Origin of the sequence: Rhodophyticola sp. CCM32, assembly GCF_004751985.1 — a bacterium.
Classification (GTDB): Bacteria; Pseudomonadota; Alphaproteobacteria; order Rhodobacterales; family Rhodobacteraceae; genus Rhodophyticola.
The window spans coordinates 3,014,511-3,035,833 of the sequence record NZ_CP038492.1 but is presented as its reverse complement, the minus strand read 5'-3'; the positions used below and the strand labels follow the sequence as shown (position 1 = coordinate 3,035,833).

The window sequence follows — 21,323 nt, the reverse complement described above, 5'->3', positions numbered from 1 at the left end:
CATTGGGTACATCCCTCGCCCTTGCCGGATATCTGTTTTTCGCAGCCCGCGCCGAAGCCTTTGCCGAACGCAAACTGGCGCAACGCCTGAAAATCGACAAGGAAGATGAGGCCCGGCTGGATGAACGTCGCGGTTTCGCGTCACGGGCGCGTCCCGATACGCCCCTGATCTGGTTTCACGCCGCCAGTGTGGGTGAATCTCTGGCGCTGCTGGAGCTGATCCGCCGCCTGATAGAAGAGCGGCCCGAGATCTCGGTGCTGGTCACCACCGGCACCGTCACCTCGGCCAAAGTGATGGACAGCCGCCTGCCCGAAGGCGCATTTCACCAATACGCGCCGCTGGATGCGCTGCCCTTTGTCCGCCGTTTCCTTGATTTCTGGAAACCCGATCTTGCGGTCTGGACCGAAAGCGAGCTTTGGCCCGCCCTGATCACCGAAACCCATACCCGCGCCATTCCGATGCTGCTGATCAACGCGCGGATGTCCAAGGCCAGTCATGACAAATGGCGGTTTCTGCGCGGCATGGCCCGCAGCCTGCTGGACCGGTTCGATTTCGCCCATGTTCAGGATGTCACCACCGCCAATTATCTGCGCAATCTGGGCCTGCCGGGCCAACGCCTTGAGATCGCGGGCACCCTGAAGGAAGGCGCCGCCGCCCTGCCCTATGAAGAGGCTGAGCGGGAACGCATCGCCGCGCGCCTGTCGGGGCGCCCGGTCTGGCTTGCGGCCTCCACCCATGAGGGTGAAGAGAAAAAGGTGCTTGAGGCCCACAATCTTGCCCTGCGCGGCAACCCCCGCCTGTTGCTGATCCTTGTGCCGCGCCACCCCGAACGGGGCGATGCGCTGGCCGATCTGCTTCAGCGGGGCGATTGGAGCTATATGCGCCGCACGGCGGATGAACTGCCCGATGCGGATACCCAGGTTTATCTGGCCGACACGATGGGGGAACTGGGCCTGTGGTATCGCATTGCCCCGATCAGTTTTGTCGGCGGGTCACTGGAACCGATCGGCGGGCATAACCCGTTTGAACCCGCCGCTTTGGGGTCTGCCATTCTGCACGGGCCCTATGTCACCAATTTCGTCGATATCTATCAACGGCTGACCGAATCCCGGGCGGCCCGTCTGGTATCCGCTCCTGACAGTCTGGCCGTGGCCGTCAATGACCTGATGAACCCCGATTACGCCGCCGCCATGGCCAATGCCGCCTGGGAGGTCTCTTCCTCCGGCGCGGGTGTCACGGATATGGCCGTGGACCTGCTGCTCAGCACCCTTGATGACGCCCCGTCCCGCAGACTGCCGGGACCCACCTGATGCAGGCCCCGGGTTTCTGGCACCAGCCGCCCGGGCTGCGCGCGGCGCTTCTGTCTCCCCTCGCGGCGCTTTATGCTGCCGCCACCGCGCGGCGGCTGCGCACCGGCCCGCGCGATACTGTGGGTGTGCCCGTGATCTGCGTCGGCAATCTGAATGCGGGTGGCACCGGGAAAACCCCGACAGTGATCGCTTTGGCTGAGTGCCTCAAAGCCAGAGACCGCAACCCTCATGTGGTCAGCACAGGCTATGGCGGCGCGTTGGACGGCCCTGTTCAGGTCTCGGAAACCGGCCACCATGCAGGCCAGACCGGGGATGAACCCCTGTTGCTGGCCGCCTTCCTGCCCACCTGGGTCGCCAAGGACCGCAGGGCCGGGGCGCGCGCCGCAGTCAATGCCGGGGCTGATCTGATCCTGCTGGATGACGGGTTTCAGAACCCCACGCTTGCCCATGACCTTTCACTGATCGTTGTTGATGCCGCCCACGGGTTCGGCAATGGCAAGGTCATCCCCGCGGGCCCCCTGCGTGAACCCGTCGCCACCGGGTTTGCCCGCGCCGATCTGCTTCTGTCGATTGGCCCGGAAGAGGCGCAAACAGGGTTTGCCGACACCTGGGGGCAGGCCGTGACCCTGCCACATCTGACGGCCAGACTTGTCCCACTTCCCACCGGCCTGCCCCTGACCGGCCTGCCGGTTCTGGCCTTTGCCGGTATCGGCCATCCTGAAAAGTTCTTTGCCACGCTCCGCGCGATGGGGGCCGATCTTGTCCGCGTCGAAGCGCTTTCAGACCATCAGCCGCTGACAGAGACCCTGATGACACGCCTGCAGAAAGAGGCGAAACGCCTTGGCGCACAATTGGTCACCACGGAGAAAGACGCCGTCCGCCTGCCCAAAGGTTTCCGTCAGGCTGTGATGACGGTTCCCGTGCGGCTGGAGTTTGACAATGCCGCAGCTCTCGACGCGGCATTGGATCGGGTCCTGGGGATACAGGTTTGAGGGCGCGGCGCTTTATTCAGCAGCGGCCACCTGCGCATCCAGTATCTCGGCAAAATCAGGATAGTTCATATTGCTGTGCAGCTCCCCGTTGATGATGAAGCTGGGCGTGCCGGAAATATTGTCTTCGGCCTGATTGCCTTCATACCAGTTGATCAGGGCCTGGGCCATATCGCCATCGCTCAGGCAGGCCTCCAGCTCGGCCTCGCCCAGACCGACGGAACGCCCGATCCGGCGCAGGTTTTCGGCCACTGTGGCCGGTTCGCCCTGCACCCAGTCACGCTGCGTTTCATAAAGCCGGTCAACCACGGCGAAATACCGGTCTTCACCGGCGCAACGCGCCATCATTCCGGCCCAAAGGCCGAACCGGTCGAAATAGACCTCGCGATAGATGAAGCGCACCTTGCCGGTGTCGATATAGTTTTCCTTGATCAGGGGCAGAACCGTCTGGTGGAAAGACGCACAATGGTGGCAGGTGAAAGAGGCATATTCGATCACCGTCACCGGCGCATCCGCATCGCCCAGCACCATTTCCACCACTTCCGGCGCTTCGGTCGCCTGCGCGCCCGCCGCACCTATCGGTGGCAAAAGCGGGGCCTGCCGGGCCTGCCAGGGCGCAACCAAAGCCGTACCGCCAACGGCAAGGCCTGCGGCCCCAATGCCGGTCAAAATGGTCCTGCGCTTCATCAATCGCTCCTTCAAGATTTCGAATGTTGCAAAATATTCCGCGCCAGCCGGGTCAGCGCCGCTTTCAGTTCCGGGCTGTCCACTGCTTCAGTCGCGGCCTCGGCAGCGGCGTCAATCTCAGGCGATGGCCGGGCTGCGGCTTTCGGTCTGGCCGCGAATGCCACCCGGCCCTCGGCAAATCCCGTGGGCGCGGTCTGGGTGATCTGCACCCGGGTCACGGCGCGATAGCCGTAACAGGCATTCACCCGGTCCCTGATCTGCTCTTTCTGCATCTCCAGCACCGGGGCATGGGCCCCCGTTGTCAACAGAACCAAAGTGCCCCCCAACCCATCGCGCCTGCCATAGCGGATTTTCACAGGCTGGGCGATCTGCGCGATCTCGTCGCCCACAATCCCGGCCCAATGGGTCAACAGCTTGGTCTCGGAAAATCCGCGCTTTTCGAACGGTCCGCGCAATTGCGCGGCAATCAGCCGGCTTGCGGGCTGAAAACCACGGCCCCGGCGGGGCCGGGAATTGGGCGGAGTGGAAGACATTATTGTACTCGGGCTTTCCTTGGTTGCCGATCAATGTATCTCTGGGCCAGATGTCATCCAATAACAAGCAGGCGAGCGGGCAAATAAACCTTGCGTGATGAAGACAAAAATACAGCATTGCTGGACTGGTATGACATCCATGCCCGCAATCTTCCCTGGCGCGAGCCGCCCGGCGCGGCCATACAACCAGACCCGTATCGCGTCTGGCTGTCTGAAGTCATGTTGCAGCAAACCACCGTTGCGGCGGTGAAATCCTATTTTGAGCGGTTCACCATGCTCTGGCCCGGTGTCACCGATCTTGCCGCCGCCGAAGACGCCCATGTCATGGGGGAATGGGCCGGTCTTGGCTATTATGCCCGCGCCCGCAACCTGCTGAAATGCGCACGTGTGGTGGCCCATGATCTGAATGGCCGGTTTCCCGACAGTGAAGAGGCGCTGTTGCTCCTGCCCGGCATCGGCCCCTATACCGCCGCCGCCATCGCGTCGATTGCCTTTGACCGCCCGGCCACGGTGATGGATGGCAATGTGGAACGGGTCATGGCCCGCCTGTTCGCGGTTGAAACCCCGCTGCCGGCGGCCAAACCAAAGCTGAAAGCGCTGGCTGGCAGGCTGACCCCACGGGTCCGGCCCGGCGATTATGCCCAGGCGGTCATGGATCTTGGCGCCACGATCTGCACCCCGCGCAACCCTGCCTGCGGCCTCTGCCCGCTGCGCGACCCGTGTCAGGCCCGCGCACAAGGCATCGCCGCTGATCTGCCGAAGAAAACCCCCAGAAAACCCAAACCCACCCGTCAAGGCATTGTCTATCTCGCCCGGCGCGATGATGGTGCCTGGCTGCTGGAAACCCGCCCCGACAAGGGGCTTCTGGGGGGCATGCTGGGCTGGCCCGGCAGTGACTGGGCCGAAACCGCACCACAGGAAACACCGCCGATGGAGGCCCGATGGCACGACCCCGGCGCCGAGGTGCGCCATACCTTCACCCATTTCCACCTGCGCCTGTCGCTGAGGCTGGCCCATGTGCCGCAAGACGCCCGGCCCGAACGCGGCCAGTTCCTGCCCCTTGCGCGCTTTCGGCCCTCGGACCTGCCGACAGTGATGCGCAAAGCCTTTGACTTTGCGTCGAAAGTGGCCATGCTCGATTGAAATTAGCCTCAATCTGGGCCAGACTGTCCCCATTCTTTCGTGGAGAGCGCTGCCATGATCCCCGCCGCCAGAATTGCCAAACTGCACAACGCCCTGCCTTTCTGGCTGTCGCTTGGCCTGATCCCGTTGATCGCCTTTGTCGCGCATCAGGGCGGGCTCTGGCTTCTGCTTATGCCCCTGTCCACCTGGTGGCTGTTTTCGATGCTGGACGCGGTGATCGGCCTTAACCTTGAAAACGCAGACCCGGAGACCGGCGAGGATCAGCTTTTCTGGTATCGCCTTGTCACGCTGATCTGGGCACCGCTGCAAATCGGCGTCATCTTCGGCGCGCTCTGGTATGTTTCACACAGCACCCATCTGAACGGGTTGGAAAAAATCCTGCTGTTTTTCGGCGTTGGCATCATCACCGGCACGATCGGCATCAATTACAGCCATGAGCTGATGCATCAGACCAACAAGACAGAACGCTGGCTGGCTGATCTGCTTCTGGCCTCTGTGCTTTATTCCCATTTCCGGTCGGAACATCTGCTGGTCCATCACCGCTATGTGGGCACCCGGCGTGACCCGGTCACCGCCCGCTATAATGAAGGGTTTCACCGTTTCTTCCCCGGGTGCTGCGCCAGTGCTGGGCCTCGGCCTTCCGTGCCGAACAGGCGATGCTGGCCCGCAAGGGCCTGTCCTGGACGGATATTTCAAACCCGTTCTGGCGCTATTGGGCCTTGCAGGCCGGTTTTCTGGCTCTCGCCTTCGCCATCGGCGGGGTTGCGGGCCTTGGCCTGTTCATCTTTCAGGCCGTGATTGCGATCTGGCAGCTTGAACTGACCAATTATGTGGAACATTACGGCCTGACCCGCAAACATCTGGGCGATGGCAAATATGAACATGTTCTGCCCCGCCACAGCTGGAATGCGGCCTACAAAGCCTCCAACTGGCTGCTGATCAATCTGCAACGCCATTCGGATCACCATTATAAACCCGACCGGCGGTTCCCGCTGCTGCAAAACTATACCGAGGCCGAGGCGCCGCAACTTCCCTATGGCTATTCAGTGATGACGGCGGCAGCGATGATCCCGCCGCTCTGGAAACGCGTCATGAACCCGCGCGTCCGCAAATGGCGGCAGATGTATTACCCCGAAATCACCGACTGGCATGCCTATAACAAAGCGCTCCACCCGGCGCCGCGATAGCGCCTGCAGGCCATGAAAAAACCCCGCCAGTCCCCAGGACCGGCGGGGCAAGGGTCGTGCCAGACCCCAAGGGGGCCGCAGGCACGGGCGGTATTCTTTGAAATGGGCCGAAAGTCTGTAACCGGCGTCAGCCTTGCATCTCGGCGCGGATCTGCTGGCGCAGGATGTCGATCGGCACGGTCTTGCCCTCGCGCCGGAAATGCCAATAGGTCCAGCCATTGCAGCTTGGCGCGCCTTCCAGCCTTGCGCCCACCTGATGGATTGACCCTTTGGTATCCAGCGCCACCAGCGTGCCATCGGCCCGGATGCGGGCACTATGCCGGCCATTCAGGCTGGTCAGTTCCTCACCGGGGTTGAGAAGCCCACGCTCCACCACCTGGCCGAAGGGCACGCGCGGCTCGGCCCGTTTGCTTTGGCTCACCTCCAAAGACGCGCGATCGAACTTCCGCGTTTTGGAAATCCGCGCCTCGGCAATCTTGCGATATTTCGCTTCGCGTTCGATCCCGATGAAATCGCGGCCCAGTTTCTTGGCCACAGCCCCGGTTGTGCCGGTGCCGAAGAACGGGTCCAGCACCACATCGCCGGGATTGGTCGAGGCCACCAGCACCCGGTGCAGCAGTGCCTCGGGCTTTTGCGTCGGATGGGCCTTGTCGCCCTTTTCATCCTTCAGACGTTCGCCACCATTGCAGATCGGCAGCACCCAGTCGCTGCGCATCTGGATACCCTCGTTCAGCGCCTTCAGCGCCTCGTAATTGAAGGTGTATTTCGCCGCTTCGGATTTGCTGGCCCAGATCATCGTTTCATGGGCATTGGTCAGGCGTTTGCCCCGGAAATTCGGCATCGGGTTCGATTTGCGCCACACCACATCGTTCAGAATCCAATACCCCTGATCCTGAAGCGCGGCGCCGACCCGGAAGATATTGTGATAACTGCCGATGACCCAGATCGCCCCATGGGGTTTCAGCAACCGCTGCGCCGCTTTCAGCCAGGCGCGGGTGAATGCGTCGTAAACCGCGAAACTGTCGAACTGGTCCCAGGCATCATCCACCGCATCCACCCGGCTGTTATTGGGCCGGTGCAGATCACCCTTGAGCTGAAGGTTATAGGGCGGGTCCGCAAAGATCAGATCAACTGACGCCTCGGGCAGACTGTTCATCCTCTCGATGCAGTCGCCGGACAGAATTGTATTCAGCGGAAGCGCTTTCGCCTCCGTGGGTTTGGTCTTTGTGGTCATCTCTGCCTCGGTGATAGGCGCCTCTGATGGGCGTTGTTTTTCTATCCACAAGGATGAGTCAAAGGTGATTCGCCGTCAATTTCTTTTTTGAATCAGCGGGTTACTGATTTCTCTTGATACAAGATATTGTGGACGGGCCTGAAAGAACGTCTATGAGCAGGGGTTACACCAAGGGTTTTCAAAGCAGCCAGATGCTCAGCCGTGCCATAGCCGGCATTGCGTTCCCACCCATAGCCCGGATGCTGTTGCGCCAGCGCCACCATCACACGATCCCGCGCCACTTTCGCCACAATTGACGCCGCCGCGATCGAGACTGATCGCGCATCCCCCTTCACCAAAGCCGTGGCCGGGCAGGCCAGGCCCGGCGGCACGGCATTTCCGTCAATCAGGGCATGGTCCGGCGACCGCGCCAGCCCCTCCACCGCGCGGCGCATCGCCAGTAATGATGCACCGCGTATGTTCAACGCCTCGATCTCTTCGATACTTGCCCAGCCAAGCGACACATCGGCCAGATCATGCAGCCTGCCGAACAAGACCTCCCGCCGGGGCGCAGACAGTTTCTTGGAATCGTTCAGCCCGTCAGGGATGCGCGTGGCATCCAGCACCACCGCCGCCGCCGTCACCGGCCCTGCCAGCGGGCCGCGCCCCACCTCATCAACCCCGGCGATCACCCCGCCAAGGGCTGCCTCATGACTGTAATCCGGTCCATCACCCATGGGGTCAGAAACCATGTCATGCGCGCCGGTACAAGCAAAGGCGGCGATGCTTTCACACCGCCGCCGCCTGCCTCACTGCTCGATCCCTTTGTGGATCAGGGGTTAGTTAAATCCTGCCTCCCGCTCCCACCCGTTGCGCACAAGGCAGCGCCCTCGATAGAGATTGCGGTTGCCGCGATGGGTCTGAACCTGGCGGATACATTGCGGCGGCAACAGGCCCGGGCGGCGCACATGGTTCTGCATGCAGCGCGCGCCATATCCACGGACCTGACCGTTGCGCGTGTTCAACTCGCGGAAACAGCGTGCCGGCGCGACACGGGCGTTGTGGTGCGGGCGTGGCGGGACAACTGCCGCCCGTTCGTCTCGTCGGTCATTGCGCCGGTCAACCGCGCGGCCAATCGCGTAAAGGGCAATGATGCCTGCAATCACTGCGGCGGCATCTTCGCTATCGGCGCGCGCGGTGGTCGGGGTTGCGGCCACCCCTGTCAGGGCAAGGGCCAGCGACAGGGCCGCTGCGGTGAATGTTTTTGGCAGAACTCTCAACATGGTATCCTCCGGGTGGTCTTTGGCTGGGTGAAGCGTTCGTGATGTGAAACGCGATAACCCAATCCTGCCCCCTGGTGCTGACGTCGCTCAATAACGGCGCGGCGCTATCCGATAACCCTGGGTCCAAGCCCTTGCGGTTATTGAATAACGGCCCGGTTTCCCCCATCGTGCCTTTATGAGACACGCTTTTCATACACTCGGGTTTGCCCTTGCCCTGACGCTGGCCACCACGCCACTGCATGCCGCCTGTTATGCGGATTACAAAGCCAAGATGGATAACCCGCTCAGGCTGCATTACGGGGTGATCGCGCTGCCAGATACGGCCTGCGATGCCGGGGTTGCCTTTGGCGTTATCGCGCCGCGCGTTGCCGCAGGCGGTTGGGAATTGCTGGAAGTGATGTCGATCTTCGATGACACCGGTCTGGATGGAAGGAGAGGCGATGCAGGGCAATTCTACCTCCGCTTCTGACACCCGCGCCACCGGCACGCGGGTGGTTCAGATCGGCATCGCCGCCATCGTCGTGATCCTTCTGGGCGCGGTGATTCTGCTGTTTGTGAACCTGCCGGATGCCAATGCGTTCAACGAACGGGTGGAACGGATCTTTGTGGAAAACGATGCGCTGACATCCGGTGAATCAATCCGTCTGCTGGAAGTGCTGGCCCAGTCCGGCACCAGTTTTTCTGAGGTTCTGACCAGCTATCGGGCAATCATCTTCGTGCTTCTGGTCTTCGCCACGGCACTTCTGATCGCCTGTCTGGTGTTTCTTGTCACCATCATCGCACTGAACCGCCGGATGGGAGAGATTGAACGCTCAGGCATTCAGGTCTCCTCACTCATCCTCAGCCGTGAGGAACGGGTGGTTCTGCTGAACAATATGGAATTCAAGCTGACCGATGCGGCGATGGAAACCCTGTCGGTGCTGGCCGAGGCACGGATGGATGACGATGTGCTGTCCGGGGCAGAGATCGAGGCCATGGTTTCCGGCAAATCCGCCGTGGATTGTGAAGAGGCGGCAGGGGCCACCCGCATCAAGCGCCTGCGCGACACGCTTGGCAATCAGATGGTCAGCGAGTTGCTGGTGAAAAACATCGCCCGGCGGGGGTATATGCTGGCCATCGACAAAGACGTGATCCGCATGGTCTGAAAAGCCCCCTGAAACCAGGACCTGCCAAACGTGGAAAAGACGCGGCTTGCACAGCCACGCCTTTCAGGAAACGCATCTATAGCATCGTCCATGTAATCTGCAACGCACATGCATTTCGTGGAGGGCATCGCCCGAACCGAGGGGGGGGCGGTGCGGCGCTGCCCGGCGGTGCCGCCGGGCGGGAGCATGGTGCAGGGTGGTGCAGGATTTCAGGCCGAGGCTCTAAAATACAGGTTCAGCAGTAAGGCGCGCCCCGGCCATAACCGCCCTGATCGGTCATGGCGCCATTATCCGCATCGGTCACACCGGTGAACACACCGCCGCTGCCCCTCGGGCAACTGCCACTATCTGTCCATTGGCCGTTATCCGCATCTGCGGCCTGCGCCTGATTGGCCGAGCCGACAACCGTCACAGCCGCACCACCCACAACCATGAGGCCCAAAAACCCCCGACGCCCTGTAGCGCGCGCGGTGCAGATCTCAGTATCTGTAAGACTCTTCGATATTTTTTTACACGTCTCGGACATAAATGTCTCTCCATACTCTCAAAGCGGTAGCTCAATTGCTGCCTGCGCCAGACCGTAAGGCACCCCTTGCAGTTGCGTCAATGACGATGGTTCTGTCCTGATCCCTGGGGCATTGCCTAACCCGGGCTGGCATGGTCTGACTGTTCCCAGTTGCAAAGCCAGGCCCCGAAGAGGACCCAGATGACACAAACGGATTTCGGATTTGACTGGGCCATTTCGCCCCTGTCCCGCGACGAGTTCTTCACCAATATCTTCGAAAAGAAACATATGGTCGTAAAGCGCGGCCAGCCGGATTACTACGCCAGTCTTCTGTCATTCGCGCAGATCGACCATGTGGTCACAACCATGGGGCTTTACAGCCCCGAGATTACCGTGACCAAATCGGGCGGTCATGGCCACGGCACCGATCATGACACCGCCCCGGCCACCGATAGTGATACGGCCCCGAAGGCAACTGACAGCGACAGCGCCCCTGACCGGGATACCGCTTCCGATACGGATGCAGATGCCCATGGCGGTGGCGCCCACGGGGTCCACACCATTCAGCCCGGCGATTACAGCTATGACAGCGGCTATATCGACCCGGTGCGCGTGGCCCGATTGTTCGATGACGGCGCCACGGTGATCCTGTCAGGTCTGCATGACCGGTTGCCGCAACTGGGCCAGTTTTGCCGCGCTTTGGAAAACGTCATTTCCAGCCGGGTGCAGACCAATATCTACATGACCCCGACCCAGTCCCAGGGGTTCAACCCCCATTATGACAGCCATGATGTGCTGGTTCTCCAGATCGAGGGCACCAAGGAATGGCGGATCTATGACACCCCGGTCGAATTGCCGATGAACTCGCAGGGGTTCAACCCTCATGATGTGCCCATTGGCGAGGAAACAGACAGGTTCACCCTGGAGCCGGGTGATATGTGCTATATCCCCCGGGGTGTTGCCCATGACGCGGTGGCGACAGATCAGACCTCTTTGCATATCACAACCGGGATCATGGTGCAGACCTGGGCCGATCTGATGGCCGAGGCGGTGAATGTGATGGCCCATAAAGACGCAACCTTCCGTCATGCCCTGCCACCTGGCTATGCGGCCCCCGGTTTCGATGCGGCCCGGTTTGAACAGACCTTTCGGGACCTGATGACCCGGCTGGCAGAAACCGCCCCCTTCCAGCCCCTGCTTGGCGGGTTCAAACAGGATTTCATCTCGAACCGCGTGCCGCGCGTGCAGGGCCAGATGGCACAGCTTGCCAAACTCTCCGGCCTGACCGCTGACAGCCTTGTCGGTGCCCGCCCGCATCTGGTTTATGATATCGCCGTGCTGGACGGTTCAGACGGCAAGGACCCGATGGTCAGCATCCTCTGCCATGGCTCGGAAATAACACTGCCCGCCCATGCGGAAGAGGCCCTGCGCTACGCCCTGACAACCCCATCTTTCAAACCGGGGGATATGGCCGGCAATCTGGATGAGGATGGGAACCTGGTGCTGGTCAAACGCCTGGTTCGCGAAGGGCTTATGATGGTGCACTGACAGATCGGGTTATGGGCGCGCATTTAACGATTGGGGGCTTGCCCGAACGGCAGACTGCGTTTACAGGCAAGCCCGGCGTCGCCGCATTAGCTCAGCTGGTAGAGCAATCGCTTCGTAAGCGATGGGTCGGGGGTTCAAGTCCCTCATGCGGCACCATTTCTCAAATCCAAGGTCCCAACACCTCTTAACGGCTTGGAGATTGGCGGAGTTCTATAGCTTCGGCCTGAAATCCTGAATCACCCCGCACCATGCTCCCGCCCGGCGGCACCGCCGGGCGGCGTCTGAGCCGCCCCCACGGGGCGGGCGATGCCCTCCACGAAATGCATGTGCGTTGCAGATTACATGGACGATGCTCAAGCTCCCTCAAACAGGTGGTGTTGGATGGGTTCCATGAAGGCCAGTTTCAGCACCAGACGCCGGGTGTGGACGTGGACGCTTTCCCAAATTTTCCAAGGGCTTGAGAGGAAGCGCAGGGTGAGTTCTCGTTTTTATCGTATGCGCGTTGCGATGGCGATCAGGCCCAGCATTGGCTCCAGATCCTTGAAGGTCTCGCCAAGGTCCCTCTCCAGCTTGTCACGCGGGATCGGTTTCACCTGCCGGATATATCCGAGAACCTGAGAGTTCGCCTGCGCGCTCAGCTTAACTAGATATTGGGGTTTCCCGGTTACAGACAGTGCCTCTGCCCGCTGCGTGCAGGGCGATAGATGTAAATGCATCAACATGGTGCAAAAATCTTAACAATTGTTAACTTTTGTGTACTACACTACATCTTGTGGTAAAGATGCTGTCACCACATAATGTTTGGGAGACATAACCCGATGTCAAAATCTGCAATATTTCACTCTTTTTTGTTGGTTTCTGTCACCACGACCGGCGCGACAGCACAAGTATTTGAGGAACCGGTCGGATTTGTTGGGACGCAACTGAACTTCAGTAATATCACCGAGACGCGCTCTCCGGACAGCCAGCAATCCTATTTGCCAATCGTTCTGGAAGGTCAGTACGCCTTTCCGATCTTTGAGAACGGCATCCTGGGTGCAACAGGCTATTACAGCTACGCAGAATGGGATGAAAACGCCGTGAATTTCGACGAGGATTTTCCGGAACGGGAACTGCGTTTGTCACTTCACTATTCTCATGCAATCACACCGGATTTCAGGTTGGGTGGCTTCGCGGCCTATTCCCGGTCGCGCTTATTCGGAGACGACCTGCAAAAAGAGTCTTACGAAACGGTTTATGGTGGGCTTGAGGCGCAGTACTTCATCGGGGATAGTTTCATGCTATTCGGTCAGGCTGGCATCGGTGACAGCGTCGCACTTCCGCCTGATCAGGCGATGGCCGACCCAGAAGGGTTCATTGACGGAACATTTATTCGTGCGGGCGTTACATGGTTTCCCGTTGACAGTACAGCGATCAGCCTTGATCTCGAACGGGCTCAGACAAATGAATATCTTGATGGAGGCACTGACTCTGGCGATTTCTACTCGGTCGGGCTGTCAGGGGAGACCCGGCTTCCAACCGAGGCACCGTTGTCCCTTACATATTTTGTGCGTCGCGATTTTTATAAGATCAGCGCCGGCAATATCGACCTGGCGGATGTGACCGCTGGCATCGGCCTTAGGATTCTTTTTGGAGCAGATACCCCGCGGGAGAGCTGGCGGAACGGACGTCTGCTTAGCGCGCCCAGACTGCCAGGACGGTCAGTGGATTGGCTTGAGGCGCTTGATTAAGACCACAGGCGTCTGATGATCTGAGACAAGTGTTCGACCGCCCCCTGAAACAGCGTTTACGTAATATGACGCATTCAGGGGGCGGTCGGATTCTATATCCTTCAGGCCATACTCAATAGCTTTTCGGGTTCACCCTGAAACAGGTCATATTGCGCGCAACCACCCGGCTGGCCGAATGCTCAGCACATACCCCCCGACAAAGAAAATACCTGCGCCTTCAGGTCCTGAATTGACCGGGGAAGGCGCAGGTATGTCATGGTTTTGAGAGGCAAGCCTCTCAGACGTATATTTTCTGAACCGACAGGGCCGACACGGCACTATCACCGTATCACGCCTCTGTCTTCAGCAGATCAGTAGGGGAATGTACGGTCCACAACCTCAGCCAGAGGACCTTCGCCAAGCAGCGATACAATTAGAGTAATGCACTGGTTATTGGGGTCAGATCCCAACAGCGCGGAAAGTTCATCCTGAAGCGCTGCACGATCTTCGATCTGCATCACGCCCTGGCAAGCCTGTTCAAGGCCTGCAGCATCCTGCGCAAGTGCTGTTGTGGGGATTCCTGCCTGAGCCGTAAGGACAGCCAGGGCAGAGATGACGCTCGTTTTATGTTTCATTCAAATTATTCCTAAATCTATATCCAGACGCCGGTTTCCGGCTCCCTGAACCTCCAGTGTGATCGAAGCCAGAACGGCCCCGCTTCCCTCGAAGTCTCCACCGTTCAGGAATGTGCCAAAATTGTGTTAACTTTTCAACAATTTTCAGGGGAAATGCGGCTTTTCTTGGTAAATCCCAAATATTGGGGCCTCGATTCATGCCAACTGAAAATCAAAAGATCATTGTTTACAGAGGTTTACCTAGGGGAAGGTGAAATTGTGCCACACTCGCACATATTTCAAGACGATGTGCGTTTCGCCTTCATTCTCACACATCCGCACCATGCCAGGCCGTCGAAATACGGGCATAGCTGGCCTTCAGGTGGCGAATCTCTTCCTTTGGATTCAAGGAGGTGGAAGAGTATCCCGGAGGCTCTGCCGGGATACGGCCAGCACCTTAGAGAGATACCCATTTGCCGGGGCAGCCGAACAGGGCCTCGATCTCTTCCCGGGTGGGCATTCTGCGCTGATGACCATCGAAAAACTCTGCGATGGTCAGCTCCGGGCCACTCAACACCGCAACAGATTTGGCCTCAAAATCGGGCACACCGTCAACAGGATGGTGAATAATGTAAGGATTGCACAGCACCGCCTCGACCGCCTGCACCTTCTGGAAAGCGCTGATCTGGGCAATCGCACCCTCATCTATAAGCTGCGCGATGCTTTCATCGAGGTCATCGTTCCAGGTGGTGTAATAGTCCGGCCAGTGGAACAGGCCCATGGCTTTCCCCTCGGCGATCCGGCCAAGAATATGCGCCTTGATCTCGCTGATAGAGACCGCGCTTGCAGAGAAGTCACCGACAAAAACCGTATCCAGCCGCTCAACCTGCGCAGTATCATCCGATAAAAGCGCTGGCACCGGCACCGGATCGGTTTCTGCGGCCGTGTCGTCAACCTCTTCCAATGATTTTGAGATACGGATCAGGCGGCGCAACTCGTCACGCCGTTTCCCATAAGGGAAATCAAGATGCGTGGGCTCACGATTGTCTGGCTCGACAATGCTCAGCGAGAGCGGAATACCGGGCTGGATGTCCTGGAAAGAGGGTTTATCGCTTCGCTTTTTCAGGCGCCATTTCAGAAAGGCATCGGGGTCATCGGCAACCGCATCCCATCCACCCGCCTCTCGAAGGGTATCTGTGGGCAACATCATGCTGGCATCATGAACCGAACACATCGCGAATTCGGGGAACCAGCCGCCAATGATATGCAGATCAGCGGTGGCTTCCACATGATGGGTGACGGTCCCAAGGCCGGTGCCGGATGTCAGGGCTTCGATCTGGGCCTTGATCCTGATGGGATGGGCCAGTTCATTTGCCTTTTGAACGGTCACGAATGTCCCGTCCACATGTTCAAGCGCCGCGTTCCGCGCACCATATTCGGCAAGCCCGGGATCAAGCTTCAACACCTCGATACGTGCGTCCGAACGGGCGTGCTTCGATGCGATCTGGCTGATTTCGGGCATGTCGGAATAATCGGCAATCAGGATTTGCAGATTGCGCCAGCTTTGGTTTTGCAACGATGTCAGGGCAGAGGCAAAAACGCCGGCCCCTGGCCCCACCGGAAGAATAACCGTGACCCGCGGGTCTGATGTCTGCTGGCTTTCCGCCCTGTAATCCACCGCCAGATTGATCGGCGCGCCTGATGCCTCATCTTCTGCGGCCAGAAGATCCGACAATCCGGCCTGACGGAAAATCCTGTTCACCCAATACGTGCCTTGCCGCTCCTCTGCAGAGGTTTCCGCCTCGGGCAGATCGCTGCAGATATTCGCCATCGCCAGGCAAAGGCTCGTATCCCGGGGGAAATATGACAATGTATGGCGGATCATCTGGCCCGCGGCCTCCTGCTGGCCCAGATGGTCCAGACAGCAGGAGCGCAACAGGCTCCGCTCCCGCTCGGCCGCGACGCCAAGCTGTTGCATGGCGTCGATATTTTTCAGCGTCTCGGCATAATCGCCCGCCGTGAAATACCAGCGCGCAAGCGTGCGTGCCGCGCGGTTGATATCCTTATGGCCAAGGCTTGCATCATCGCGGATGGCGGCAAGTTCCGATCTGGCCTCGGCGGAAAATCCGCCCCAGAGTTTCTTGTCAAGCGACCGGACATCGGGGGCTTTCTGCGCGACAAATCCCGAGCCGAAACAGATCTCGAAAACCGGCGCCTCCAGCCTGTGGATTTTCCCGGCCAGCTCTTTCCAGGGCTTCGATTCTGCGGTTTTTCGGGGCTGTTTTCCAAGCATCCAGAACGGTTTGATCCCGTCATGGGCGAAAAACAGCGGTTTGACCTGATTGGCCCGTGCCAACCTGACGCCGCCCGTTAGCGGCAGCCGATCACGCGCCGCAAAGAACAGCGGCAGGAAACGCCCCCGGTCAAAGGGTTCGATTTGCTGATAGGGCCATTTTTGCTGCGCCAGATGGGGCAGAAGCCAGCCGAAGACACGGGCCAGCCCGCGCCCGTTCTCCCCCTCGAAATACCACAGGTTGTCGCCGCAGGCCTCGGCGAGATTGGCAAGGTTTATCCAGCCCTGAAGGTTGAAACAGCAGTAATGCGCGGTCTGCGTCCGCTTCATTTCATGGGGTTGCTGGCCGTCATTGGTGAACTGCTCCAGAATCCGCTCGCGGCTGGTTCTGAACGTGGATTGCAACAGATCCGCATCACCAAGATAGGCTGCGATCGACGCAGTTTGCAGATCATAACAGGTGCCGTGATTGTTCGGTGACACTCTCTCGGCCATGCCCTGTTCGCTGGTTTGCAGCCATTCAAGATATTCGGCAAACCACGCGCGCAGGGCGGCTTTTTCCGCATCGTCCAGCTTGCCCGCCCGTTCCACAAGGCGGACGGCATCCAGAAAATAATACAGATCCTTCATTTCGATCAGGCCGGATTTCGAGCCCTGATCATGGGCCGTCTGCGACCGCACCTGCGAATACAGAAGATGCGGGTTCATCCGGCTGTCTTCGGCGATGAACCAGGTGCGGATCAGGTTTGCGGCATGTGTCACATAGGCATCCTGGTCCGATGCAACCCAGGCCAGGGCCAGCGTCGTCGTATCATCAAACAGCCGTTGCAGGCGGGTGCGGTCATAGCTGTCGCTTTCCGGTTCATACAGCCGGGTGCCCGGTATCCGCTCCCCATCCTTGAAGATGAAGGGCATGCCATTGGGGGTTGCGGGGTTCGGCCACCAATAGGGGGCCGGGTTGTAATAATCATGCGGGTCGCCACTGGGTGGCAGTGCCGTTTTTGCGACGACGGAATAGGGGCCGCGTTGCAGCGCAATATCCGCCTCCTGAAGCAGACGCCCCTGAATCCGGTGCTCAGGCGAGCCTTCTTCGGCCTTGGCCAGCGCCCTGATCTGCGCCTCGTCATAGGCAACCAGATTATCGGGATCGTAGGTCAGGCCTGCGGCCTTGACGTCAAGCCGGTCAAGCATCTGGGTGATGGCACTGATCCGCGCCTCGCCACGGGACCGCAGGCCGGTCGGCTTGTCGACTTCCAGTTCTTTCTGGCCGGAATACAGCCGGGCGACCCAGCCGACACGCCCGCTTGAGCCCGCATCTTCCGATCGTTCGGCGCGGGGCCTGTCCCAGACATCATCAGGCCAACTGTCCCATTTTCCGGGAATCCCGAGACGATAGAACAATTCCACCTTGGGTCTGCGGCCATAATAGAAGGTTTCGTCGAAATCTTCCTGCGCGTCGCTGCGGAACAGCATCTGCGGCTCTTCCTCGGCCTCCGGGCGATACTCCGGGTCAAGCAGTTCGGCATTATCAAGCGTGCGCGACATCGGCACGATGAAGTATTTCAGATAAGGCTGGGAGGTGACGCCATCGACGATCTCGGCCCAGGCGGCCTCTGTCAGGAAGCAATTGCCATCCCAGGGCAAAACCCATTTGGCCCGGCCCTGCCCGTCATGCAGCGCGGCGTTGCGGGCACCGTTATTGTTGATCACATAGCCATTCTTGAACCGGCGGGAATGGGCCTGGGCGCGCAACTGGTCATACTCGTTCATCTCCCCATAGCGGCCACTCAGAAAAAACGCGTCCTGCGGAAAACTTTCCAGATCCCAGTCAACATCCGCATATTCCTCCAGCAGGAAGGGGATGCGCAGAGAAGGCTGCTTGAACTCCTCCAGAAGCGCCAGAATGGCCGCTTCCTGTTCCGGGTCGACCACGCGGTTCACAACCCACCGCTTTTCACAGCGTTCAAGCGGTGGTTCGTTTTCCAGAATAAAGCGAAGGTTTTTCAGTGTCTGGCCGGATTCATGGCGCGGCGGCAGATCATTGCCCAATATCCGGTAGAGCACAAAATTATCCGGCACCTGATCCAGCTTTTTCGACATGTATTCAGCGCGCAGCGCGATGATGTCGGTCGGCGCCGGCCGCATGGGTGCAGGGCGCTTTTTGCGCGGATCAAACCGCCCGTCGGCGAATTCGTCGCGCTTGATATAGACCTCAAGGTTTTCGACCCGTTCGGCCAGAAAGCCCGGCGCGCTGAAATCAATCAGATAGCCGCCCTTCCACTTGCGCCAAAGCTGGTGAAACCGGGCCTCGAAAAGCGGCTGCTGGTCTTCTGCGCAATACATATTGGGCGGGAAATATTCATAATTATAAGCGAAATGCCGGAATATGGTCGTATCGGCATTATCCGTCAGAAACAGAGGGACGAAATTGCGTGCGGTGCGGTGGTGCCGCTCGATCTGGCGCACGGCGGTCTGAAGTTTGGCAGTATCCAGACCGAAAAGCGTGATGATCATAACCGATAGCGGCTTTTTGTCAGCTATGGCGGGAACCACGAAACCGGGCCGCGGCGTAAGCGCCTTGCGCGGCATTCCAAGGGAAGGCCACGCCGCCTCAACCTCTTCGGGAAGTGCCTGGGTCTTGCCGATCCATGGGGCGGGTTTACGATCGGTTTTCCAGGCCACCTCGATCACATTGGCATCGGTCTCTGTTCCCGCCCGTCGTTCGTGAATTTCAACAGGGTGCAGGGGCAAATCCATATCCGCACCAAAACCTGCATCATTACCCTGTCCGGTGCCGTTATTATGTTTGGAACTGTTCATTATGCGCCTACCAATCGTTTGATGGCAGCGGCGGCCTCATGCGCGCCATTTGTCTTGTCGAAACCATGACATTTCTGCCGGATGAAGGCGTTGGCCTTCTCATTCAGAAGCGCCTCGCAAAGTGCCGGCAGATGGTGCAGCTCCTCCACCGGCAAATCGAAACCGACGCTTTCATCCTGCGCATATTCGGCCCGCGCCCCCTGATCATCCATCGACGGGTTGCGGTTTGCCAGGAAGATCGTCGGCAGGCCAAAGCCCAGAACCTCGTGAAACGTGTTATACCCCGCAGCCGCGACGGAAAAATCAAACGCATTGAAATACTGGCTTATGGGGAACCCGCGCAGCACCTTTGTATTGGGCCAGTGCGGCAACTGAACCGCGCCATTCTTCCATTCGGCAATGACGATCTGAAGGGCTGGAAACCTGCCCAGATCGCGGACAACCCGGTCAATCAGATCCAGAATATCGCGATTGGCCCCGGCCCCCAGATGCAGCAGAACCGCAGGTTTGTCCGGCGCAAGGCCAAGCTCTTTGCGGGCGGCATCCTTTGGCAGCAATTCACCCTCGTCCAGCAGGCGGATCGGGGACACAAGCGTTGCCTCATGCCTGCGGAAAGATGTCGGGCCGGTATCGCGTTCACCGGCATATTCGCCAGGTTCAATGATGCAGTCAAAAAACCGCGCATTTTCCAGAAATGGCGACGGGGTTGGCGGGCACATGGCACGCCGCACCCAGGCCAGTTGGCAATGCCCGTTCGTCAGCGCCGCATTGACAAGGCCGGGCGTGGGGTTGTTGCCGTCATAGATGACAATATCGGGTGCGTGCCGTTCCACAAGCGCGCCAAGCTCATAGCGCAGCCAGGCATCCCAATCCGCAAGATTGGCACCGATATCGGATTGCGAGGGAAGATAGTCGGCGTGATAGCCGAAAGAATCGATGATCGAAACCGCCTGTCCAAGGGTCGCGAAAACCGGCTCGATCTCCTCATCCAGACGCCGCGCAATTGCCAGAAGACGTGTCACATGGCCCAGGCCGATGCCATTCGAGGGCACCAGCAAGGCGCGTTTGCGCGCGGCCGGTTTTGATTTGCGCCGGGGCGGCGATGGCAGGGGGTCTCCGGCCAGGGCCTTGATCTTGGTCATGTGATCTGTGGCAGAGAACTGGAACCGGCAATTTTCAATCGCGGCCTTGCGCGCCTCTGCCAGCGCGACCTCATCATCAAAAAGCGCCCGGATCGCGGCAAGCGCCTCTTTCGGTTCGGCGTAAAGCGCGCCGGGGCCGAAATGGGGCCGCAGATGCGGCGGAAGCACGACAATCTTCCCCGATGCCATCGCGGTCGAAATCGCGGCCTCGGGCAATTCCGGGGTTCTGGCTCCGGGGTAATAGATGAACACATCCAGCATGCCGATGAAGCGTTCCACGGCCACATCGCTGAATTTCAGGATCGACCAGTTTGAGGCCGCCTTGCTCGCTTTCAGAAGGTCCGGGGGCGGGCTGCCCAACACGCGAAAGTCGATGGATACATCCGTCGGGTATGTGGCTTCCAGCTCAGCCGCGGTTTTCGGCCATTGCGCGGCGCCAATGGCGCTGACCCGGCCCATCACAAGACGCCGGCCAGCAGGTTTTGGATCGACCGGCGCAGGCAGCGCAAGGCCCGCCGATCGCCAGTCTTCCGCCTCCACAGGCACCTGAAACCCCAGATCGTCCAGCTTTGCCCGCACCCAGCGGTTTGTCGGCGCCCAGGACATGGGGCCGAAATTGAAGCTGAACCAAAGGCCCATCTGTTTGATATCCGGCACCCGGTCATGGACCAGAACCACCTTGTCCGCGCGTATCTCGGAAAGCCCCTCCACCGGGGCTTTCAGCAGACCTGGTGAAAAAACGATGGCCAATCTGGAGCGCACGCCCTGTCCCGGGCACAGCCTTTCGGTAATGCCCTCCCGGATACAGCGTTGAATATCAGGCGAAATTGACGCCCGTTTCTCAGGGTCCCGCAGATGGAAAACCCCGGTCCGATACCCGGCCTTGTGATACATCTGAAGTTCCTGCCGAATCCTCAGACCGCAGTCACTTTGACGGGCCATGTCCGCAAGTATGATCACGTCATGGGTCAGGGGGTCGGTCGATGCAGGCATCATTTTATATGTAACGGGTCAGAATGAAGCTTTTTAGTGAATACTGGAATTGTTAATATGCCATATGCATCCGTTAACTTATCTGTGTCAACGAGATCGGCTTCTGCCCCGTGCGAGCCGGGATGCACAGGCTCCAGTCGTCTTCCCGAACGGTGCGGCGAACCTGTTTCGTCAGAACCCGCCGCATGTTTTGCGTCTTCTGCCATTCG

Annotated in this window: 17 protein-coding genes, 1 tRNA gene and 1 pseudogene; 9 read left to right on the top strand and 10 right to left on the bottom strand. The window is 59.4% G+C overall.

The genetic code is table 11. From position 1 onward, the window contains the following. Positions 1 to 2: 2 nt before the first annotated feature. Together E2K80_RS14740 and lpxK are read left to right on the top strand one after the other, a co-directional pair. A complete protein-coding gene (locus E2K80_RS14740) occupies positions 3 to 1,310 on the top strand; it encodes a 3-deoxy-D-manno-octulosonic acid transferase (RefSeq protein WP_135375680.1) in 1,308 nt (435 codons plus the stop codon). Continuing rightward, positions 1,310 to 2,302 carry a tetraacyldisaccharide 4'-kinase gene (gene lpxK, locus E2K80_RS14735; protein ID WP_135375679.1) on the top strand — a complete coding sequence of 331 codons (993 nt, stop codon included), beginning with the start codon at positions 1,310 to 1,312 and terminating at the stop codon, positions 2,300 to 2,302. Before E2K80_RS14740 ends, lpxK begins: the two co-directional genes overlap by 1 nt. 12 nt (positions 2,303 to 2,314) lie before the next feature. On the opposite strand, the gene E2K80_RS14730 is transcribed toward lpxK, so the two are convergent. Both E2K80_RS14730 and E2K80_RS14725 read right to left on the bottom strand, forming a co-directional pair. Next, on the bottom strand, positions 2,315 to 2,986 hold the full coding sequence (locus E2K80_RS14730) for a DsbA family protein (RefSeq protein WP_135375678.1): 672 nt from the start codon (positions 2,984 to 2,986) through the stop codon (positions 2,315 to 2,317). A gap of 11 nt (positions 2,987 to 2,997) precedes the next feature. Beyond that, positions 2,998 to 3,519, bottom strand: a complete 522-nt coding sequence (locus E2K80_RS14725; protein WP_135375677.1) for a DUF721 domain-containing protein — start codon at positions 3,517 to 3,519, stop codon at positions 2,998 to 3,000. A gap of 90 nt (positions 3,520 to 3,609) precedes the next feature. Between E2K80_RS14725 and mutY the strand changes: the two genes are divergently transcribed. Both mutY and E2K80_RS14715 read left to right on the top strand, forming a co-directional pair. After that, positions 3,610 to 4,662 (top strand): A/G-specific adenine glycosylase, encoded by a 1,053-nt coding sequence (gene mutY, locus E2K80_RS14720; protein WP_135375676.1) that lies wholly within the window; start codon positions 3,610 to 3,612, stop codon positions 4,660 to 4,662. A gap of 54 nt (positions 4,663 to 4,716) precedes the next feature. Next, positions 4,717 to 5,849, top strand: a pseudogene (locus E2K80_RS14715) (alkane 1-monooxygenase). Positions 5,850 to 5,976: 127 nt separating this feature from the next. On the opposite strand, the gene E2K80_RS14710 reads toward E2K80_RS14715, so the two are convergent. The 3 genes from E2K80_RS14710 to E2K80_RS14700 all read right to left on the bottom strand — a co-directional run bounded on the left by E2K80_RS14710 (position 5,977) and on the right by E2K80_RS14700 (position 8,345). After that, positions 5,977 to 7,083, bottom strand: a complete 1,107-nt coding sequence (locus E2K80_RS14710) for a site-specific DNA-methyltransferase (protein WP_135375675.1) — start codon at positions 7,081 to 7,083, stop codon at positions 5,977 to 5,979. A 92-nt stretch (positions 7,084 to 7,175) separates the two neighbouring features. Continuing rightward, positions 7,176 to 7,799, bottom strand: a complete 624-nt coding sequence (locus E2K80_RS14705) for a ribonuclease HII (RefSeq protein ID WP_135375674.1) — start codon at positions 7,797 to 7,799, stop codon at positions 7,176 to 7,178. Positions 7,800 to 7,901: 102 nt separating this feature from the next. Further along, positions 7,902 to 8,345, bottom strand: coding sequence for a hypothetical protein (locus E2K80_RS14700; RefSeq protein WP_135375673.1), 444 nt, complete (start codon positions 8,343 to 8,345; stop codon positions 7,902 to 7,904). A gap of 175 nt (positions 8,346 to 8,520) precedes the next feature. Here E2K80_RS14700 and E2K80_RS14695 point away from each other — a divergent pair, with 175 nt between their 5' ends. After that, on the top strand, positions 8,521 to 8,814 hold the full coding sequence (locus tag E2K80_RS14695) for a hypothetical protein (protein ID WP_135375672.1): 294 nt from the start codon (positions 8,521 to 8,523) through the stop codon (positions 8,812 to 8,814). Further along, the gene (locus E2K80_RS14690; RefSeq protein ID WP_135375671.1) at positions 8,786 to 9,490 is read left to right on the top strand and encodes a winged helix-turn-helix domain-containing protein; all 705 of its coding nucleotides are present in this window, start codon (positions 8,786 to 8,788) and stop codon (positions 9,488 to 9,490) included. Before E2K80_RS14695 ends, E2K80_RS14690 begins: the two co-directional genes overlap by 29 nt. Before the next feature lie 235 nt (positions 9,491 to 9,725). Here E2K80_RS14690 and E2K80_RS14685 read toward each other — a convergent pair whose 3' ends face one another. Further along, positions 9,726 to 9,932: a hypothetical protein gene (locus E2K80_RS14685; RefSeq protein WP_135375670.1), complete on the bottom strand. Its 207-nt coding sequence runs from the start codon at positions 9,930 to 9,932 to the stop codon at positions 9,726 to 9,728. Between the two features lie 264 nt (positions 9,933 to 10,196). Here E2K80_RS14685 and E2K80_RS14680 point away from each other — a divergent pair, with 264 nt between their 5' ends. The 3 genes from E2K80_RS14680 (at position 10,197) to E2K80_RS14665 (ending at position 13,273) form a co-directional block, all read left to right on the top strand. Next, positions 10,197 to 11,543, top strand: a complete 1,347-nt coding sequence (locus E2K80_RS14680; RefSeq protein WP_135375669.1) for a cupin domain-containing protein — start codon at positions 10,197 to 10,199, stop codon at positions 11,541 to 11,543. Positions 11,544 to 11,623: 80 nt separating this feature from the next. Then, positions 11,624 to 11,699: transfer RNA gene (locus E2K80_RS14675), tRNA-Thr, on the top strand. 662 nt (positions 11,700 to 12,361) lie between these two features. Then, the gene (locus tag E2K80_RS14665) at positions 12,362 to 13,273 is read left to right on the top strand and encodes a hypothetical protein (protein ID WP_135375667.1); all 912 of its coding nucleotides are present in this window, start codon (positions 12,362 to 12,364) and stop codon (positions 13,271 to 13,273) included. A gap of 350 nt (positions 13,274 to 13,623) precedes the next feature. Here the strand turns inward: E2K80_RS14665 and E2K80_RS14660 are convergent, their stop codons facing one another. From E2K80_RS14660 to E2K80_RS19175, 4 genes are all read right to left on the bottom strand, one after another. Then, positions 13,624 to 13,887, bottom strand: a complete 264-nt coding sequence (locus E2K80_RS14660; RefSeq protein WP_135375666.1) for a hypothetical protein — start codon at positions 13,885 to 13,887, stop codon at positions 13,624 to 13,626. Positions 13,888 to 14,323: 436 nt separating this feature from the next. After that, entirely contained in the window at positions 14,324 to 18,979 is a 4,656-nt protein-coding gene (locus E2K80_RS14655) for an alginate lyase family protein (RefSeq protein ID WP_135375665.1), read from the bottom strand. Continuing rightward, complete coding sequence (locus E2K80_RS14650) at positions 18,979 to 21,114, bottom strand: glycosyltransferase (RefSeq protein ID WP_210405397.1); 2,136 nt, start codon at positions 21,112 to 21,114, stop codon at positions 18,979 to 18,981. Before E2K80_RS14650 ends, E2K80_RS14655 begins: the two co-directional genes overlap by 1 nt. Continuing rightward, on the bottom strand, positions 21,114 to 21,320 hold the full coding sequence (locus E2K80_RS19175) for a hypothetical protein (protein ID WP_168193211.1): 207 nt from the start codon (positions 21,318 to 21,320) through the stop codon (positions 21,114 to 21,116). The genes E2K80_RS14650 and E2K80_RS19175 overlap by 1 nt, the downstream gene beginning before the upstream one ends. Positions 21,321 to 21,323: the final 3 nt, after the last annotated feature.

Bases quoted from the DNA above. Each gene is read 5' to 3' on its own strand.
- E2K80_RS19175 (WP_168193211.1), bottom strand. From the start codon at position 21,320: ATGGCAGAAGACGCAAAACATGCGGCGGGTTCTGACGAAACAGGTTCG.
- E2K80_RS14730 (WP_135375678.1), bottom strand. From the start codon at position 2,986: ATGAAGCGCAGGACCATTTTGACCGGCATTGGGGCCGCAGGCCTTGCC.
- E2K80_RS14650 (WP_210405397.1), bottom strand. From the start codon at position 21,114: ATGCCTGCATCGACCGACCCCCTGACCCATGACGTGATCATACTTGCG.
- E2K80_RS14705 (WP_135375674.1), bottom strand. From the start codon at position 7,799: ATGGGTGATGGACCGGATTACAGTCATGAGGCAGCCCTTGGCGGGGTG.
- lpxK (WP_135375679.1), top strand. From the start codon at position 1,310: ATGCAGGCCCCGGGTTTCTGGCACCAGCCGCCCGGGCTGCGCGCGGCG.
- E2K80_RS14655 (WP_135375665.1), bottom strand. From the start codon at position 18,979: ATGAACAGTTCCAAACATAATAACGGCACCGGACAGGGTAATGATGCA.
- E2K80_RS14680 (WP_135375669.1), top strand. From the start codon at position 10,197: ATGACACAAACGGATTTCGGATTTGACTGGGCCATTTCGCCCCTGTCC.
- E2K80_RS14690 (WP_135375671.1), top strand. From the start codon at position 8,786: ATGCAGGGCAATTCTACCTCCGCTTCTGACACCCGCGCCACCGGCACG.
- E2K80_RS14700 (WP_135375673.1), bottom strand. From the start codon at position 8,345: ATGTTGAGAGTTCTGCCAAAAACATTCACCGCAGCGGCCCTGTCGCTG.
- E2K80_RS14695 (WP_135375672.1), top strand. From the start codon at position 8,521: ATGAGACACGCTTTTCATACACTCGGGTTTGCCCTTGCCCTGACGCTG.
- E2K80_RS14660 (WP_135375666.1), bottom strand. From the start codon at position 13,887: ATGAAACATAAAACGAGCGTCATCTCTGCCCTGGCTGTCCTTACGGCT.
- E2K80_RS14665 (WP_135375667.1), top strand. From the start codon at position 12,362: ATGTCAAAATCTGCAATATTTCACTCTTTTTTGTTGGTTTCTGTCACC.
- E2K80_RS14725 (WP_135375677.1), bottom strand. From the start codon at position 3,519: ATGTCTTCCACTCCGCCCAATTCCCGGCCCCGCCGGGGCCGTGGTTTT.
- E2K80_RS14710 (WP_135375675.1), bottom strand. From the start codon at position 7,083: ATGACCACAAAGACCAAACCCACGGAGGCGAAAGCGCTTCCGCTGAAT.